Here is a 15,759-nt window from a genome sequence, read left to right on the forward strand (position 1 = left end):
GAGATAACTAATTCTGTCTGTCGGTAAATGCTATAATTTATAGCAGATGATTGAACAGGTGCTGATATACGCTCGCCAGCTCAAACCGAAAGACTTAGAGACGACTAATTGATGGAAGCTTGGCAAACCCCACAAACTAATTTAACCGAAATTCCGATCGCCAATGAACTGTCGCGCCGCATCCCTAGATCGCACGATCGAAAAGCAGAAAACCGAGCGCTGCAAACGCTGGCTAGACAATTGGCAACCTCACCCCACAGGCTGCTCAAAACACTGGTTGCGATCGCTAAAGATTTGTGCGGCGCAGGAAGTGTCGGAGTCTGTTTGCTAGAAGAAAATGCAACTTCCGAACAAATATTTCGGTGGGAGGCATTGGCGGGCGCGTGGGAAGCAGCAGAAGATAGAAATATACCCGGCACATTGTGTTTTTCGGGAGCAGGTCTCGATCGCCAAACTCCCCAGCTTTACTTCGCTCCCGAACAATATTTTACCGACTTGCAGCAGCTAGAATTGCCGGTCGCCGAAGCGTTAGTCGTGCCGCTGCAAGCAGAAAATCAACCGCTGGGGGCAATATGGATTGTATCTCACGAGGACGATCGCCAATTCGATGCTGAAGACTTGCAGATCGCGATCGCCCTAGCAGACTTTGCCGTTGCCGCCGTACAAATCGATCGCGCCGATCGAACCAAAGAAGCCCTGCGACAAAGCGAAGAACGCTGGCAGCTAGCCTTGCAGGGAAACAACGACGGCATTTGGGATCGGAACCTGCAAACCAATTGCCAGATCCTGAGCGATCGCGGTTTAGAGATTTTGGAACGTCGGCCCGAAGAAGTCAAGGACTTCAGCCAATTTTTGAGCTACATTCATCCCGATGATTTGGAGATAATGCAAAGCAATTGGCAGCAGCACTTGGATCGCGAAACCTCACATTACTGCTGCGAGTACCGCATTCGCTGTTCCGACGGGCGCTACAAATGGATTTTAGCCAGAGGGCGAGCAATTTGGGACGAGTCAGGGAATCCCTTGCGGGCCGTGGGCTCCCTCACAGATATCAGCGATCGCAAACAAACTGAAATTGCCTTAAAACAAAGCGAAGAACGTTTGAGCATCGCCATCGAAGGCTCAGGCATGGCAACCTGGGATTTAGACGTGCGAACAAATCGAGTAATTTGGTCGGCGACCCATTTCAGCATTTTGGGCTGCGAACCGGTACCGGGCGGCGAAACAACCTTCGCTGTGTGGCAAAACAGCGTGCATCCAGACGACTTAAAGCAAGTCCTGCAGGCAATAGAAACAGCTCGGCAAACACGATCGCTCTACTCCCCCGAATACCGGATCATCCGGGCAGACAGCGGAGAAATCCGCTGGTTGAGAGCGTTCGGGCGCTATCTCTACGACGCGGCAGGCGAAGCAGTGCGGTTTATCGGAGTATTATTTGATGCTACCGATCGCAAAAACGCCGAACTCGCCCTGCACCAGAGCGAGCAAACCGTGCGCCGTCAACTTCTAGAGATAGAGTCGCTTTACCAAACAACTCCCGTCGGTTTGGCCGTTTTAGACACAGATTTGCGGTACGTGCGGCTCAACCAGCGGTTAGCCCAAATCAACGGCTTGCCCGTGGAAACGCACATCGGCCGGACGGTGCGCGAAATATTCCCCGGCTTGGCAGACACAGCCGAAGCTGTGTTCCGCAGCCTTCTCGAAACCGGAGAACCGATGCAAAATTGTGAAATCAGCGGTGAAACCAAAGCTCAACCCGGTGTTGTACGCACTTGGCTCGTGAATTGGTGGGTGATCGAAGACACGGGCGGGGAGATTGTCGGGATGAATGTCGCGGTACAGGAAATTACCGATCGCAAAATCGCCGAACTCGCCTTGCAAGAAAGCAACAACCGCTTTCAGTTAGCTACAAGGGCGATCGACGGCCTGGTGTTTGAGTGGGATTTGGCAGCAAACTCCGTTTACCGTTCCGAGGGACTGTACTCGATCGTCGGTGTCCGCCCAGAGGACGCACCCGCAACACCAGAGTGGTGGAGAGAACGCATCCATCCCGTGGATTTGGCACGCATCCAAGCCGGGGAGCAATCAATCTTAAGTGCCGAGCGCTACGAAGTCGAGTACCGAGTCCGGCACGAAGATCGGCGCTGGATCGATGTTTGGGAGCGCGGCTGTTCGATCCGCAACCAGCAAGGTGAAGTGACCAAAATAGTCGGCTTCACCAGCAACATTACCCAGCGCAAACAAGCAGAAGCTGCACTGCGCGATCGCGAAACCCACCTGCAGTTGATTCTCGACAGCGCCAAAGACTACGCCATCTTCACCCTCGACATCGGCGGACACTTTACCACTTGGAACTCAGGCGCGGAAAGATTGCTGGGCTATACCGAAACTGAAATCGTCGGCCAGCACGGACGAATCATCTTCACCCCAGAAGACTCAGCAGCCGGAAAGCCGGAACTAGAAATGCACCTCGCCCTGACTCAGGGAAAGGCAGTAAACGAGCGCTGGCACGTCCGCAAAGACGGCAGCCGCTTTTGGGGCAGCGGGCTGGTGATGCCCCTGCGCGACGCAGCCGGCGAGGTGCAAGGTTTCCTGAAAATCATGCAGGACAAAACCGAGCGCCGGCAAATAGAAGAAGCACTGCGGCAAAGCGAAAATCTCTACCGCACCATCGCCGATGGCGTCCCGCAATTAATGTGGATCAACACCGCCGACGGCAGGTTAGAGTTTTGCAACCAACACTGGAAAAGCTACACGGGCATCAAGCCAGCACAATTGCCGCTGGCTGCACCGGTGCTGCACTTATTTCATCCTGAGGATCTGCCAACAGTTGTCCCCACGCGCACCCAGGCGATTGAAGCAGGAGAAGCCTACGAATTCGAGTGTCGGGTGCTGCGGTTTGACAACACCTACCGCTGGCATCTAGCGCGACTTGTACCCATCAAAGACGCGAAGGGACAGGTGGTGCAATGGGCGGGTATCGGCATTGATATTGACGATCGCAAACGAGCCGAAGAAAGCTTAGCAGAAAGCGACCGCCGCTTCCGCTTCCTGGCTGAGTCGCTTCCCCACCTGATTTGGAACATAGACTCCGCCGGAGAAATTCGTTTTACCAATCAACAAAAATGGTTGGAATATCTGGGAATGTCTTACGAGGAAGCCGCTCACAACAATTGGGAGTCCCTGGTGCCGCCGTCCGATGCGGCAGAAGCTTTTGCCCGCTGGCAAGAATGTCTAATCACCGGAGAAGTTTATCAAGTTGAGCTGCGCCTGCGGCGGGCAGCAGACCAGATGGAACGCTGGCATTTGTCCCGGGCCGTGCCAATTCGCGGCGCGGGGGGCCAGATTGTCGAGTGGATCGGCACGAATACCGATATTCACGATCGCAAACAAGCCCAACTCAACGAGCAGTTTCTTTTTGATCTCGAAGTCCGCTTGCGGCAGCGCTTCAACCCCGCAGAAATGTTGTGGGAAGCGATGAAAAGTCTAGGAGAATATTTAAAGGTCGATCGCTGCGTGTGGCACGATATCGATCTAGAAGCCGACCTAGTAATTGTCCGGCAAGACTGGCACGAGTCCGACCTTGCCAGCGCCGCCGGCACCTATCCCATCTCCGACTTTAAGACCCCAGAACTGAAAGCTCTCTCTATCGCAGGTCAAACACTTGTCATCTCAGATATCGCTAATTACCCCCATACAGCGCATTTATTCGATAACTACGGTGCCGTGTCGATTCGCGCTTTGGTCGATGTTCCCTGCCTTCAGGAAGGACGCTGGGTGGCTCTTTTGCTGGTGGCATCAAAGGTAGTTCGGCACTGGCGGCCCGATGAAGTTTGGCTGATGCAAGAAGTGGTGGCCCGCCTCTGGACGGTCATCCTGCACGCGCGAGCACTGCACGAGCTGCACGAAAGCGAGGCTCGGTTCCGCGCTCTAGCTGACAACATCGCTCAGTTGGCCTGGATGACAGATGTCACTGGCGGGATTTTATGGTACAACCAGCGCTGGTTTGACTACACGGGTACCACCCTAGAGGAAATGCAAGGCTGGGGCTGGCAGCAGGTGCTGCACCCTGAACACCTCGATCGCGTGGTCGCAAAATTTAGGCGCTGCATTGAAAAAGGTGAAGCCTGGGAAGATACTTTCCCTTTGCGCGGCAAAGACGGATCTTACGGCTGGTTTCTTTCCCGCGCCGTGCCGATTCGCGACGGTGGAGGCAAGGTGCTGCGCTGGTGCGGTACCAACACTGACATTACCGATCGCAAAGTTGCAGAAGCCGAACGGGAACGCCTTCTAGCGCGGGAAAAGGCAGCCCGGGAAGAAGCAGAACGCGCTAACCGCGTCAAAGATGAATTTTTGGCTGTTTTGTCCCACGAATTGCGGACTCCCTTAAACCCGATTGTGGGCTGGACGAAGCTGCTTCAATCGAACATTCTGACACCGGAAAAGCAGCGTTATGCCTTAGAGACGATCGAGCGCAACGCCAAACTGCAAACCCAGCTTATCGAAGATTTGCTCGACGTGTCGGGGATTCTGCAAGGCAAGGTCAGCTTGAATATTGCACCTGTGGATTTAGCCGCGGTCATCGGCGGTGCTATTGAAACGGTGCGTCTGGCGGCCCAAGTCAAGTCGATTCAAATCAGCACTCAATTTGCACCGCATCTGGGCCCGGTGTTGGGCGATGCGGGCAGACTTCAGCAGGTAGTCTGGAATTTGCTGTCAAATGCCGTCAAGTTCACCCCGCCGGGAGGCAAAATCGAAGTCGTTCTCGATCGGGTTGACACCAAGGCCCAAATTACTGTAACTGATACGGGAAAAGGTATCGAACCTGATTTTCTGCCCTATGTATTCGACTACTTCCGACAAGCTGACAGCTCGATGACGCGCAAGTTTGGCGGTTTGGGTTTAGGATTGGCGATCGTCCGCCATCTCGTCGAACTCCACGGCGGCACGGTGAAATCCGCCAGTTCCGGCGAAGGCAAAGGCGCAACCTTGACCGTCTGGATACCCCTGATGCCCGTGCAACCTCAGGCAAGTCCTGCCGGAACTGCGCCGCCGGAACAATCCTTCAATTTGAGCGGTATCAGGGTGTTAGCGGTGGATGATGATGCCGATGCCCGAGATTTGGTGATTTTTCTGCTTGAGGATTGTGGGGCAAGTGTTACAGCAGTTGCTAACGCCGCCGATGCCTTGGCGGTTTTAGCTGAGTCTGTGCCGGATTTGCTGTTGAGCGATATTGGAATGCCCGACACTGACGGTTATATGTTGCTGCGGCAGGTTCGGGCTCTCCCGCCTGACCGAGGGGGACTGGTTCCGGCGATCGCCCTCACCGCTTATGCTGGAGAGATTGACTATCGGCAGGCCCTGGCTGCGGGGTTCCAGCGCCACATTGCTAAGCCTTTAGACCCCGATAAGTTGGTGCAGGCGATTTGGGAGGTACTCGATAGTTCTGGCGAAAATATTTTTTAAGGTGTTTTTGTGTCTGAAAAGTCTTTATTTAACGAACCGCGAAGACGCTAAGAACGCGAAGGAATAAAGGAAGAAAAAAAGAAGTTAATAATCTCAAGTCCGGTACGATCTGAGATATTGCACCCTTCTCAATCAGCGTTTTATTGACGGGCTAGGAGTAATGGCCCACAATAAAATTCGTCTGTTGTGGAACAGGCCGGAAAGCCTTTTCAGGAAAATGGTAAAATATCTCAGATGCAACCAATTTTCTTGTCGTTCGATAGCGCATCATCTCCAACAAAAAAACCCCACCGGTGGAGGTTTTTTGAGGATTATTGGTGCTGGTCGGACAGGTTAAAACATCCTGTCCCTGCATCATGCCCACAGCCCTAAGACTCGATTCTTAGCGGTAGTCAGTGCGAACGGCGGGGTCACGATCTGCGGTTGTAGTGGTGTAGCGGACATTTTCTTCGCGTTTGCGGGGAATCAAACCCAACAAACCAGACAAGCCGAGCAAGCCCAACCATCCCCAATCAAAATCGCGATCGGTCTCTGTATTGTAGACATCCGAGCGAGGAGTGGTGGTGGTGGTGGTGGTGCTGTTAGTGCCGCCAGTTGTATCTGTCTGAGCAGAAGCAGGCAGATGAGCTGGTGCTATGGCTAAACCAGCAGCTATAATACCTGCACCGATTGCTTTGGATAAATCAGAACGTTTCATAATTCAAATGCTCTCTGCGTTGGGAAAAATCTTTAACTATCACAACTATATCGATCGGCTTTTAAAGTTAAATCCACCTCTAGCAGTAAACATTGCTAAGTTCCACGTATAACTACAGATTGATATCAAATTTTTAGCAGGCGCACGAAATTAAAAATTGCTCGCGGAAGCACTCGGGTACTATAAATCGCGGGTCTGGCACCTCACTAGGTTGTGAGGCACTCCGGCATTTCCCGACAACAGACAAGGTGTTGTTGACAAAAAAAGGTAAACTCAGATATTGCACAAACAATTGCACAGAGAACAGTTGGAACTCGATCGACGGAGATAAAAACTTTTGGGAATAGAGCTACGCAGCTACGTATTTCTAGACAATTTGCAGCCGCAGCACGCAGCATACATCGGCACAGTCGCCGCCGGATTCTTGCCGCTGCCGGGGGATGCGTCGCTGTGGATAGAAATCTCGCCCGGTATCGAAATTAACCGAATTACCGATGTCGCCCTCAAATCTGCCTCCGTGCGCCCGGGAGTGCAGATAGTCGAACGCTTGTACGGCCTTCTGGAAGTACACTCGAGTCAGCAGGGGGAAACGCGGGCCGCAGGTAAAGCAATTCTAGAATTCATTGGAGTCCGCAGAGAAGAATGTATCAAACCGCGAGTGATTTCCAGTCAAATTATTCGCAATATTGACGCCCACCAAACACAATTAATCAACCGCACCCGCCGCGGACAGTTGCTGCTGGCGGGACAAACGCTTTACGTCTTAGAAGTAGAACCGGCGGCCTATGCAGCGCTGGCGGCAAATGAAGCAGAAAAAGGCGCATCTATTAACATCTTAGAGGTTCAGGCTGTCGGTAGTTTCGGACGGCTTTACCTCGGCGGCGCAGAACGAGATATTATAGCGGGTTCCCAGGCAGCAATTGCGGCGGTGGAAAGCGTGGCTGGTCGGGAAAATCCAGCAATTTTTGGCCGCAAGGAATAGCCGTTAAAGGAGATGTAATTATGGCAAACAAACAGCATTTAGCGCTCCTGAAAAAAGGTGCAGTTACTTGGATTGAGTGGAGAAATCTCAACCCGAATCTAGAACCGGATCTGAGCGAAGCTAATCTGGCACAAGCAAATCTCAGAGGCGCGCATCTTTGGCGGTCGAACCTTTTTAAAGCAGATTTGTTTAAGGCTAAATTAATTGCGGCAAACTTAGCCGAATCTAACCTCAGTTTAGCAAATCTTTCCGGAGCGCAACTGTTAGAAACTAATTTGATTAAAGCTAACTTAACTGGCACAAACCTCCAAGCGGCTGACCTCAGAGGAGCGGATTTGAGCGGTGCTAATTTAATTGGGGCGGACATTAGCGGTGCCAATCTCCAACAAACTGATTTAGGAGATGCGAATTTAATCGGTGCGGTGATGTTTCGAGTTAATGCGATGGGCGCAAACTTCAACTGTGCTAATCTCAGTCAAGCCAATCTCCCTCAAGCCGAATTGATTGAAGCACATTGTTATGCAGCCAATTTCTCTAAAGCTAACCTCGGAGAAGCTCACTTCACTGGAGCATATCTTTTTAGGGCAAATCTCAATTTTGCGGAGTTGAGCGCTGCTGATTTTCGGTGGGCAAACCTCGGCAAAGCTGATTTGAGAGGGGCGAATTTGACCGGGGCAAATCTCAGAGGTGCGAACTTGGCGGGAGCTAATCTGGGCGAAGCTCTTTTCAAAAGAACAATCATGCCTGACGGCAGCATTGTTCCATAAATATTGGATAATATTTATTCTTGTAAAATAACCGCGATCGTGAAAAAAAGCCAGTTGCGCGTTTACCGAAAGGATTGCCAAAAAGTAAATTTTTAGGCGGGTTCAGACTTTCTCTCTAATACAAATCCGAAATTTAGTAAACCCGCCTCGGCTCAAAACTCGCAACTGTCGATCGATTAATTTTTGCCAGCAGGCGATACTTGATAAAGTCCTCTAACTGGCCCTGGATCTGTCTGTGAACCTTCCTGCTGTGCTGGAAGTGTAAACTGATCTTGGAGTCCGGCGGGAGTGGCGAAACAGCCGCTCGGTTGAGGTGCTAGCTGGCAAGCTGCAGGCAGTGCCATGACTGAGGCATCGAAGGGATTAACTGCATCCGGGACGCGGAGAATCGGGTCGCTGGAAACTTGCCGCTGCATTATTCGTCGGTAGAGGCCGTTGACGCGGCTGGCATCCCTCTCGATTTCTTTTTCGGGAAAGGCAACGACGCCGCTGGGGGAACCTATGCCTAAATAGTCGCCAAAGTAACCTTGCAAGCTAACGTTGTGGTAAAAGTCTCCTGAAGCTTCAAAGAATTGTCGGTTGAAGTCGTCAGAAATCGGGTGAAATCGCTCGGTTTGTGCTTGAGCTGGTTTGACGGATGCCAGTGCGGCAGAGGCGACAGCGAGAATCAACGCGCCGCTCAGGCTTTTTAACTTTCGACTCATATTTTTCAGCCTCCTTAATTAATTCCGATTCCACTATAAACTGATTATCGGCGGATTATTTGTGTTTTTTACACGGTGTGAGTTATGGATGCTGCGGATTTAAAGGTGTTGCGCGATCGACTTCTAGATTTGTTGTGCGAGTTTGCTTATCGTGAAGGCGATTTTGTGCTGTCTTCGGGGCAGAAAAGTTCTTATTACATTAACTGCAAACCTGTGACGCTGCACGCTGAAGGTGCTTTGGCAACGGGACGTTTGCTGTTGTCTATGCTGTCGCCGGATGTGCAAGCCGTGGGCGGTTTGACTTTGGGTGCTGACCCGATTGTAACTGCGGTGAGCGTGGTTTCGGCTTTGGGCGATCGACCTATACCAGCTTTAATTGTCAGAAAGGAGACGAAGGGACACGGGACAATGGCGTATATTGAGGGGCCGCTGTTGCCAGAGGGGACGAATGTGGCGGTTTTGGAGGATGTGGTGACGACGGGCAAGTCGGCGATGCAGGCGGTGGAACGGTTGCGGGGTGCGGGTTATAAAGTCGATCGCGTGTTGTCGCTGATTGACAGAGAGCAAGGTGGTGCGGAGTTTTATCAATCTGTTGGATTAAACTTTGAAACAGTTTTTACGATTAACGATCTTCAAAAGTGGATGGCTAACAAAAAATAGGGAAAAGTGCGATCGCCAGCCTCCTCCCCTGAAGAATCGCGTCAACGGCCGCCGAACATTTAATAGCGAGAAGGGCGGGCGATCTCATCATACTCACAGCACTTCGTATCACACAAAACCAAAAATGTCAACTCAAAATTACATAAGAACAGTTGAAGAAATCCGTGAGTTAGCTTCTATGTTTTGGCCTTCCGACTTATCTCAAAAGGAAGCAGAACTCAGTGTCATACCAAAATTGATAGAAACTCAAGAGCAATTTATTGCTATTCTTAGTGTCCCAGTTTCGGAGTTAAGCGGATTATTTCAAATAGTAGAAGCTTCAACACTTTCTGCAAATATGTTCCTGAAGCATTTAATTGTACTGGCGGACTTTGGGGGGGAAATGATAAAAAGAGTGAATAGTCAGTTTAATTCTATGTTTCCCTTAAAGAGATTAGATTACCTTTGGAACCTGCAAACTTACTCTTATCAATTCACTTTTCTACCAGCATCAGGTCAACTAACCAATAATAAACTAGGGATTGACGGTAAAAAAATACTCCAAAATCAATCTCTCTCTTTGGCACATAAAGATTTAATAGCAATTCTTTTGTTCGGCGCTAGTTCACTGAATGAAAAAAGCGCTGAGGTTCTAGCTAAATGTGAAATTGGTAATTACTTAGGTCAACCCGATAAATTAAATAAGTTTATTAAACAACGATATATCTGGGTTAGCCGGATAACCTCTGGATCACAATCCAATACTTTAGGTCAAATCGCTCAAAACTTTGTCAAAGAATACTTACAAGATAATTTAGGGGTTATAGATATAGCTATTAGACCTAACGCTCATTTACCCGGCGTTAGACATACTGACCAAGAAAGCGAAAAAGGACTAACAACATTTGATCTGGTTATTTCTAAAGAAGATAAGTTTGTTGCAATAGAGATTAGCTTTCAGGTAACAACAAATAGTGTAATTGAACGTAAAGCTGGACAAGCAAGAGCTAGATTTGAGCAGATTGAAAATGCAGGTTATAAAATGGCTTATGTCATTGATGGCGCTGGTAACTTTGAGAGGGAAAATGCGATCAGAACCTTGTGTAAGTATAGTCATTGCACTGTTGCATTCTCCCACAATGAACTTAATGTACTTTGCAATTTTTTGAGGGATTACTTTGTGCCTAACAAGGAGTAAAGAGATGGTATACTGAAGAAATGGTGTTAAAATCTAAACTAACTAAAATTATTATGCCAAAAATCCGTTTTATTGACTTATTCTCAGGAATAGGCGGCATGAGATTAGCATTTGAATCCGCCGCTCGTTCCTTGAATCTGGAAACAGAATGCGTATTAAGCAGCGAAATCAATCCCGACGCTCAGTTAGTTTACCAGCAAAACTTTGCCGACACACCTTTAGGCGACATCCGATTAATTGACAAACTGCCTGAACATGAAATTTTACTAGCGGGATTTCCCTGCCAATCTTTCTCCTATGCTGGCAAAAAAGAGGGATTTGGAGACACCAGAGGCACCCTATTTTTTGAGATTGCAAGGTTAATTGATACCTTTAAACCTCAAGCATTTATTTTCGAGAACGTGCGGGGGCTTGTCAGCCACGACGGCGGCAGAACTCTCGAAACTATTAAGGGCGAAATCAAAAGCCGAGGTTACAGCTTCGATTATTTTTTGCTCAACAGCTCTAACTTTAGTTTACCTCAGAACCGTGTCCGAGTTTACCTAGTAGGAATTTTAAATGCTTCGCCCCAATTTGCGTTAATTTCCGACTTAGGCCCAAAAGATTCGCATTCCTCTAGTCATCAACAGCTATCGTTATTTTCCCCGTTAAGTCAACCTGTCACAGTTGCAGATATCTTGGAAGACAATCCCGATCCAAAATATGATTGTTCGCCAGAATTTGTTAATGCCTTGAAACAAATAGTTAACAATGATTTCAGCCGACTGCACGGTAGGCGGCTAATTGACTATCGCGGTGGCAATTCGATTCATTCTTGGGAACTGGGTTTGCGAGGCGAGTGCAGTTTCGACGAAATTGAATTAATGAATATTTTTATATTGAAAAGGCGCAATAAAGAATTTGGAGCTGACCAAGATGGTAAGCTATTAACTAAAGAGCAAATAGCTACTTTTTTCCCTCATCACAATCTTGATGAAATTCTGGATTCTTTGGTAACAAAAAAGTACCTGCAACGGAACAACAATCAATACAAACCTGTATCCGGTAACTTTTCCTTTGAAGTCTATAAATTTCTCGATCCGCAGAAAATTTCGGTAACAATTGTTGCCAGTGATGCTAATAGATTAGGAGTTTACTATCATAACCGAGTCCGCAGGATTACTCCCCGCGAGGCGGCGCGGTTACAAGGTTTTTCCGATAGTTTTATTCTGCATCCTAATGATGAGAAAGCTTATCATCAACTGGGTAATAGTGTAAGTATTAATGTAGTTAAAGCTGTTGCTCTAGAAGTTATCCAGAATGTTTTGTGCTCTACCAAACAAAAAGTTAGCGCCTGGTGAATTGGGAAGGGTGGGCGGAAACACTCCGCCCACCCTAGCAACTAGCTTTGCGTTACAGGTTCCTCAGCCAAAAACTTCTATAATTCCGTCAAAGCATCGGCATCAACCTTAGATCGGTGTTTTATTGAATGAAACTATAAACTATGCTCGCTCTAATTCTATCAAAATCAGGTCAGGCACTTGGAGGACAAGGGAAAATAAAGTTTTCGGTGTTAAACAAGCGCAACCTTTCAGATTCAAAATCTCTACCAATCGGCAGATTTTAGCAGAGAGAAATTATAACCTGAGTGATATACTAACTAGAGAAGACTGTTTTAATATGTTAGATGACCCCGCGCAAGGAGAAGCAGAAATGATTTTACCTGCATCTGTTAAAGGGAAATGGAAACTACTCGCAACAGCCTTTATTTGTCCTCTGACACTAATTGGTGTTGGCATTCAGCAACAACCGATTCAAGCACAACAAAACCCATCTAAGACTAATGTTGCTGCTTTGCCAGATGGTATTTACCTGTACGGAGATTCGCCACAGCCCAACCAAGTTCTTCAAAACTACATTGTGTTTCAACGCCAGAACGATCGGGTGGTCGGTGCAATCTACGCGCCGCGATCGGACTTTGCGTGCTTCACTGGTAAAATCCAGGGAAATACACTGTACGGGAAGGCAATCTCAGCCGGAAAAATTCAAACAGTTGAAATCAATACTCAGCTAACCAATCTGCATTCTATTCGCACAATTAGCTCAAACGATCGGCGCATTCTTTCAACGTGCCAAGAAACAGCGCGAGCTAACATATCCAGGTAAATCTGTTACTTAGATCAAATGCTGCATGAGGCTGGCGGTGCGTTACACGGCGTTAACGCACCCGAGGTATTAAAACTTTAAGGGAAGGATAAATATATAGAAATAAGCTGCAACATATCAAAGTAAATCTTCTATCTCAATGCTGTATTAACAAAAATAGACAACGGCGAGTGATTTTTTAGTTCCAAGCGCGCTAACAAATGCGTCACGTGAGTTTGAACAGTTCCTTCCGCAATATACAACTTTTCAGCAATTTCGCGGTTGGTTGCACCGTTGCTAATTAAATGCAACACCTCTTGTTTGCGAGGCGTTAATTGAGATAAATCTTGTGGAGGTTATTTGCTATCAGCTTTTGATTGAGGAACCTTTGCTATTAGCTTTTGCCAGGAATCCTAGCGCTAATTGAGTATAGCCGCGTATGGCTAGCCGAATAGCTTGCAGCAACTCATCAATCGGCATATCTTTAAGCAAATAACCCTTCGGTTCGGCTCGCATCGAATCATCAATATATTGGTCGTCATCAAAGGTACTCAAAACTATAACTTGGGTATCTGGAAACTGCTCACCAATGATCTGCGTCTAAGTGCATCCAAAATGCCTCTTGTTGTCCTCCTAAAAGCAACAAAGTAGTATTTTGAACGTACCGGACTTGATCCACTAGAAATAGGAATAAAGGCAAGCAAGCGATCGTCCACCGCCCCACTTTTTCAAATAAAAAGCAAGTGCGGATTAATACAATTAAGTACACCGTGAGTAAGATGTGGAGATAACCTAACGTTGCTCCATAAAAAATCAAGACAATTTCAATGCAAGTATAAAGCAATTTTAACGCAGTTGGACTTTTTGGCAACATCAATCCCATTCCTCCCAGGATTGCTAAGGTCGGAATGTGTTGGAATGGTAGATGTTGCTGCTCAAAAACTTCAATTAAGGCAAAAGAACCCCAACTGACAAGCATCACCCATTCGGTGTATAACAAGAATCGAAACGGTTGGGGTTGGAATTTCAATAAGCCATTGATAGGGTGAGCCGATCGCGTGGTGTTTCATTTCATTAAGACGCACGCTTTACGGCGACAGCACAGCCAAAGATAAATTGACGACTTTCGTTGAGTCTGGGTGCAGAACCTCTATCTAAAGTCGTAAGGAGATTTACCTAGCCCTCTGGAAAATTCGAGCTGGGATTCGAGACGTTTTTCAGATGTTTGTTTGAGGTATAATTTCTACGATGAGGTTAGTTGATATTGCATGCGCTTGAAACCCAATTGAGAATCCACTCTTAAGCTACGCAAGAGGATGGTAGTATGAAAGTTAAACATAAAACTAAAACTGCCTGCACTCAAAATACTGGCATTTATTTAGAAATACTGGCCAGATCGTGATAGGTATAAACTTCAAAACTCATTGCTGTAAAACCAAAAATAGAAACATTAACAATGACGACTCATCATACTTCAAAATATGAGAATAGTCTTAAAAACAGAAAACTCGTCCCCATTGAGCAAGGGATGGAGATCGCAAATCGCTACTCTGGTACATACAATGTAGTGACAATTAGCCGCATTACCGGCCCCTTGACTGAAGAAATTGTCAGAAAAGCTCTAGACTTGGTTCAGTCTCGCCACCCCCGTCTTAATTCTCGCATTGTTGGTGAATTAGATAGTCTCCGTTTTGAAACCGAAGAAACGCAAACAATCCCTTTGCGTGTCCTGCAGGAGCGGCAGTTAAATGATATTGTTTTAGAGCAGATAAATTCAGGATTTGATAGCAGTAAAGGTTTAGTTCGATTTGTGTTCCTTCCTCCTGAAAAAGATGCCCAAACCAGTTATTTAATCGGCACAATCCACCATGCGATAACAGATGGGTTATCCAGCATCCAACTGCATTCAGAAATCTTGACATATTGCCAGAAAATTGCATCGCGCGATCCACTAAACCCGGGAACTAGCTTGAAACCGCTTCCACTGCTTTACGATTTAGTACCTGCTTCAATGAAGGGATTGAGAGGGATGCTGAGTATTATGTTATTTGTGTGGCATTTGAGGTTCAAGAAGCTTTGGTATCGCCCGGAAACATTAAGTTTTGAAAAGTGCGTACCTCTTGACTCGCGTCATTGCGGGTGGATTAGAAGACAACTAGACGAAACATTGACTCAACAAATTGTCAATCGTTGCAAACAGGAAAAAACAACGGTGCAAACGGCTATCTGTGCAGCGATGATGTTTGCAGTAGGGAAAAAAATCGCAATGGGAAATGAAAGAGATGTGCGCGTTAGCTGTCACTCGTATGTTGATTTAAGGAGACGCCTGTCACCAGTTGTTCATCCCGAAAATTTGGGCGTACTGGTTAGCGCTGCGATATCATTTCACACTTTGAAACCTCGCACATCTTTTTGGAATTTAGCACGGGATGTGAGAAAACAACTGGAAAGCCAGTTAAATAACAGCGATATTTTTGTCCCGTTTTTAATTTTAAAAACAATGATTGAGTTGATACTGAAAGATTGCGATCGCGCCCCAGCAACAGTAGCTCTCACCAATGTTGGTCGAGTCAATATTCCCAGTATTTATGGGGATTTTAAACTAGAGGAAATCAGCTATCTTGCCGGATTGGCTACGGTTGGGGGTGTTTTGACTGCTGCTGTGACAACTTTTGAGGGCAAAATGACTTTGAATTTTATGTTCTCTGAGCCGTCAATTAGCGGGGAGACAGCGGAGATACTTGTTGATAGCCTTATCTCCTGTCTGATTGAATCTAGTAAAGGAGATTGCGCTTGGCAGAATCCAGATACACCAAAATCAACTGATGAATTGGCAGAAATTGCCAAATGATTTCGCCCGTTGTTACGGCGATCGAGCTCCCAGTGCTGGTGGATGCAACTTGCATAGATAGTAAGTTACTCTACTATCCCTACACCCTCGATAATCGTTAGAAAACGGAGTCCGGGATACCCTACAAATCGATAGTCCTGTGACAGTTGCGTCCAGGACTATCTCCTTTATTTTTTGATCGAAAAATCGCTTTTACAAAATGCTAGGCTCAGGCACAGTAAAAATTACGATTAAATTACTCGACAAAAAAAGCAGTAAGCTGATACGCAGCTAGATTGTATAATATAAATATAAAATAAGCGCTCATTAGTTAGAATGTATGCCAGCCAAA

Annotated in this window: 12 protein-coding genes and 1 pseudogene; 8 read left to right on the forward strand and 5 right to left on the reverse strand. The window is 47.2% G+C overall.

Annotated features, from left to right (window positions below; genetic code table 11):
* Window positions 1-111: 111 nt before the first annotated feature.
* The gene (locus QUB30_RS05270) at window positions 112-5,466 is read left to right on the forward strand and encodes a PAS domain-containing protein (RefSeq protein WP_333330110.1); all 5,355 of its coding nucleotides are present in this window, start codon (window positions 112-114) and stop codon (window positions 5,464-5,466) included.
* Window positions 5,467-5,848: 382 nt separating this feature from the next.
* On the opposite strand, the gene QUB30_RS05275 is transcribed toward QUB30_RS05270, so the two are convergent.
* Window positions 5,849-6,163, reverse strand: coding sequence for a WGxxGxxG family protein (locus QUB30_RS05275; RefSeq protein ID WP_333330113.1), 315 nt, complete (start codon window positions 6,161-6,163; stop codon window positions 5,849-5,851).
* Between the two features lie 337 nt (window positions 6,164-6,500).
* On the opposite strand from QUB30_RS05275, the gene QUB30_RS05280 reads away from it, so the two are divergent.
* Both QUB30_RS05280 and QUB30_RS05285 read left to right on the forward strand, forming a co-directional pair.
* Window positions 6,501-7,145 carry a hypothetical protein gene (locus QUB30_RS05280; RefSeq protein ID WP_333240629.1) on the forward strand — a complete coding sequence of 215 codons (645 nt, stop codon included), beginning with the start codon at window positions 6,501-6,503 and terminating at the stop codon, window positions 7,143-7,145.
* Window positions 7,146-7,165: 20 nt separating this feature from the next.
* Complete coding sequence (locus QUB30_RS05285) at window positions 7,166-7,912, forward strand: pentapeptide repeat-containing protein (protein ID WP_333330117.1); 747 nt, start codon at window positions 7,166-7,168, stop codon at window positions 7,910-7,912.
* Window positions 7,913-8,088: 176 nt separating this feature from the next.
* Here QUB30_RS05285 and QUB30_RS05290 read toward each other — a convergent pair whose 3' ends face one another.
* Window positions 8,089-8,616 carry a hypothetical protein gene (locus QUB30_RS05290; protein ID WP_333330120.1) on the reverse strand — a complete coding sequence of 176 codons (528 nt, stop codon included), beginning with the start codon at window positions 8,614-8,616 and terminating at the stop codon, window positions 8,089-8,091.
* Window positions 8,617-8,700: 84 nt separating this feature from the next.
* On the opposite strand from QUB30_RS05290, the gene pyrE reads away from it, so the two are divergent.
* The 4 genes from pyrE to QUB30_RS05310 all read left to right on the forward strand — a co-directional run bounded on the left by pyrE (window position 8,701) and on the right by QUB30_RS05310 (window position 12,598).
* Window positions 8,701-9,276 (forward strand): orotate phosphoribosyltransferase, encoded by a 576-nt coding sequence (gene pyrE, locus QUB30_RS05295; RefSeq protein WP_333330123.1) that lies wholly within the window; start codon window positions 8,701-8,703, stop codon window positions 9,274-9,276.
* A 124-nt stretch (window positions 9,277-9,400) separates the two neighbouring features.
* Complete coding sequence (locus tag QUB30_RS05300) at window positions 9,401-10,453, forward strand: restriction endonuclease (protein WP_333330126.1); 1,053 nt, start codon at window positions 9,401-9,403, stop codon at window positions 10,451-10,453.
* Between the two features lie 53 nt (window positions 10,454-10,506).
* On the forward strand, window positions 10,507-11,793 hold the full coding sequence (gene dcm, locus QUB30_RS05305) for a DNA (cytosine-5-)-methyltransferase (protein ID WP_333330129.1): 1,287 nt from the start codon (window positions 10,507-10,509) through the stop codon (window positions 11,791-11,793).
* Between the two features lie 319 nt (window positions 11,794-12,112).
* Complete coding sequence (locus tag QUB30_RS05310) at window positions 12,113-12,598, forward strand: hypothetical protein (protein WP_333330132.1); 486 nt, start codon at window positions 12,113-12,115, stop codon at window positions 12,596-12,598.
* 131 nt (window positions 12,599-12,729) lie between these two features.
* Here QUB30_RS05310 and QUB30_RS33765 read toward each other — a convergent pair.
* From QUB30_RS33765 to QUB30_RS05320, 3 genes and pseudogenes are all read right to left on the reverse strand, one after another.
* Window positions 12,730-12,909 (reverse strand): annotated as a pseudogene (locus QUB30_RS33765) (response regulator transcription factor); the annotation flags it as partial.
* A gap of 34 nt (window positions 12,910-12,943) precedes the next feature.
* Window positions 12,944-13,132 (reverse strand): hypothetical protein, encoded by a 189-nt coding sequence (locus tag QUB30_RS05315; RefSeq protein ID WP_333330135.1) that lies wholly within the window; start codon window positions 13,130-13,132, stop codon window positions 12,944-12,946.
* 28 nt (window positions 13,133-13,160) lie between these two features.
* Window positions 13,161-13,556, reverse strand: a complete 396-nt coding sequence (locus QUB30_RS05320) for a hypothetical protein (protein ID WP_333330138.1) — start codon at window positions 13,554-13,556, stop codon at window positions 13,161-13,163.
* A gap of 477 nt (window positions 13,557-14,033) precedes the next feature.
* Between QUB30_RS05320 and QUB30_RS05325 the strand changes: the two genes are divergently transcribed.
* Entirely contained in the window at window positions 14,034-15,428 is a 1,395-nt protein-coding gene (locus QUB30_RS05325) for a phthiocerol/phthiodiolone dimycocerosyl transferase family protein (RefSeq protein WP_333330141.1), read from the forward strand.
* Window positions 15,429-15,759 lie beyond the last annotated feature (331 nt).

This window comes from Microcoleus sp. BROC3 (assembly GCF_036702515.1).
Taxonomy (GTDB): domain Bacteria; phylum Cyanobacteriota; class Cyanobacteriia; order Cyanobacteriales; family Microcoleaceae; genus Microcoleus.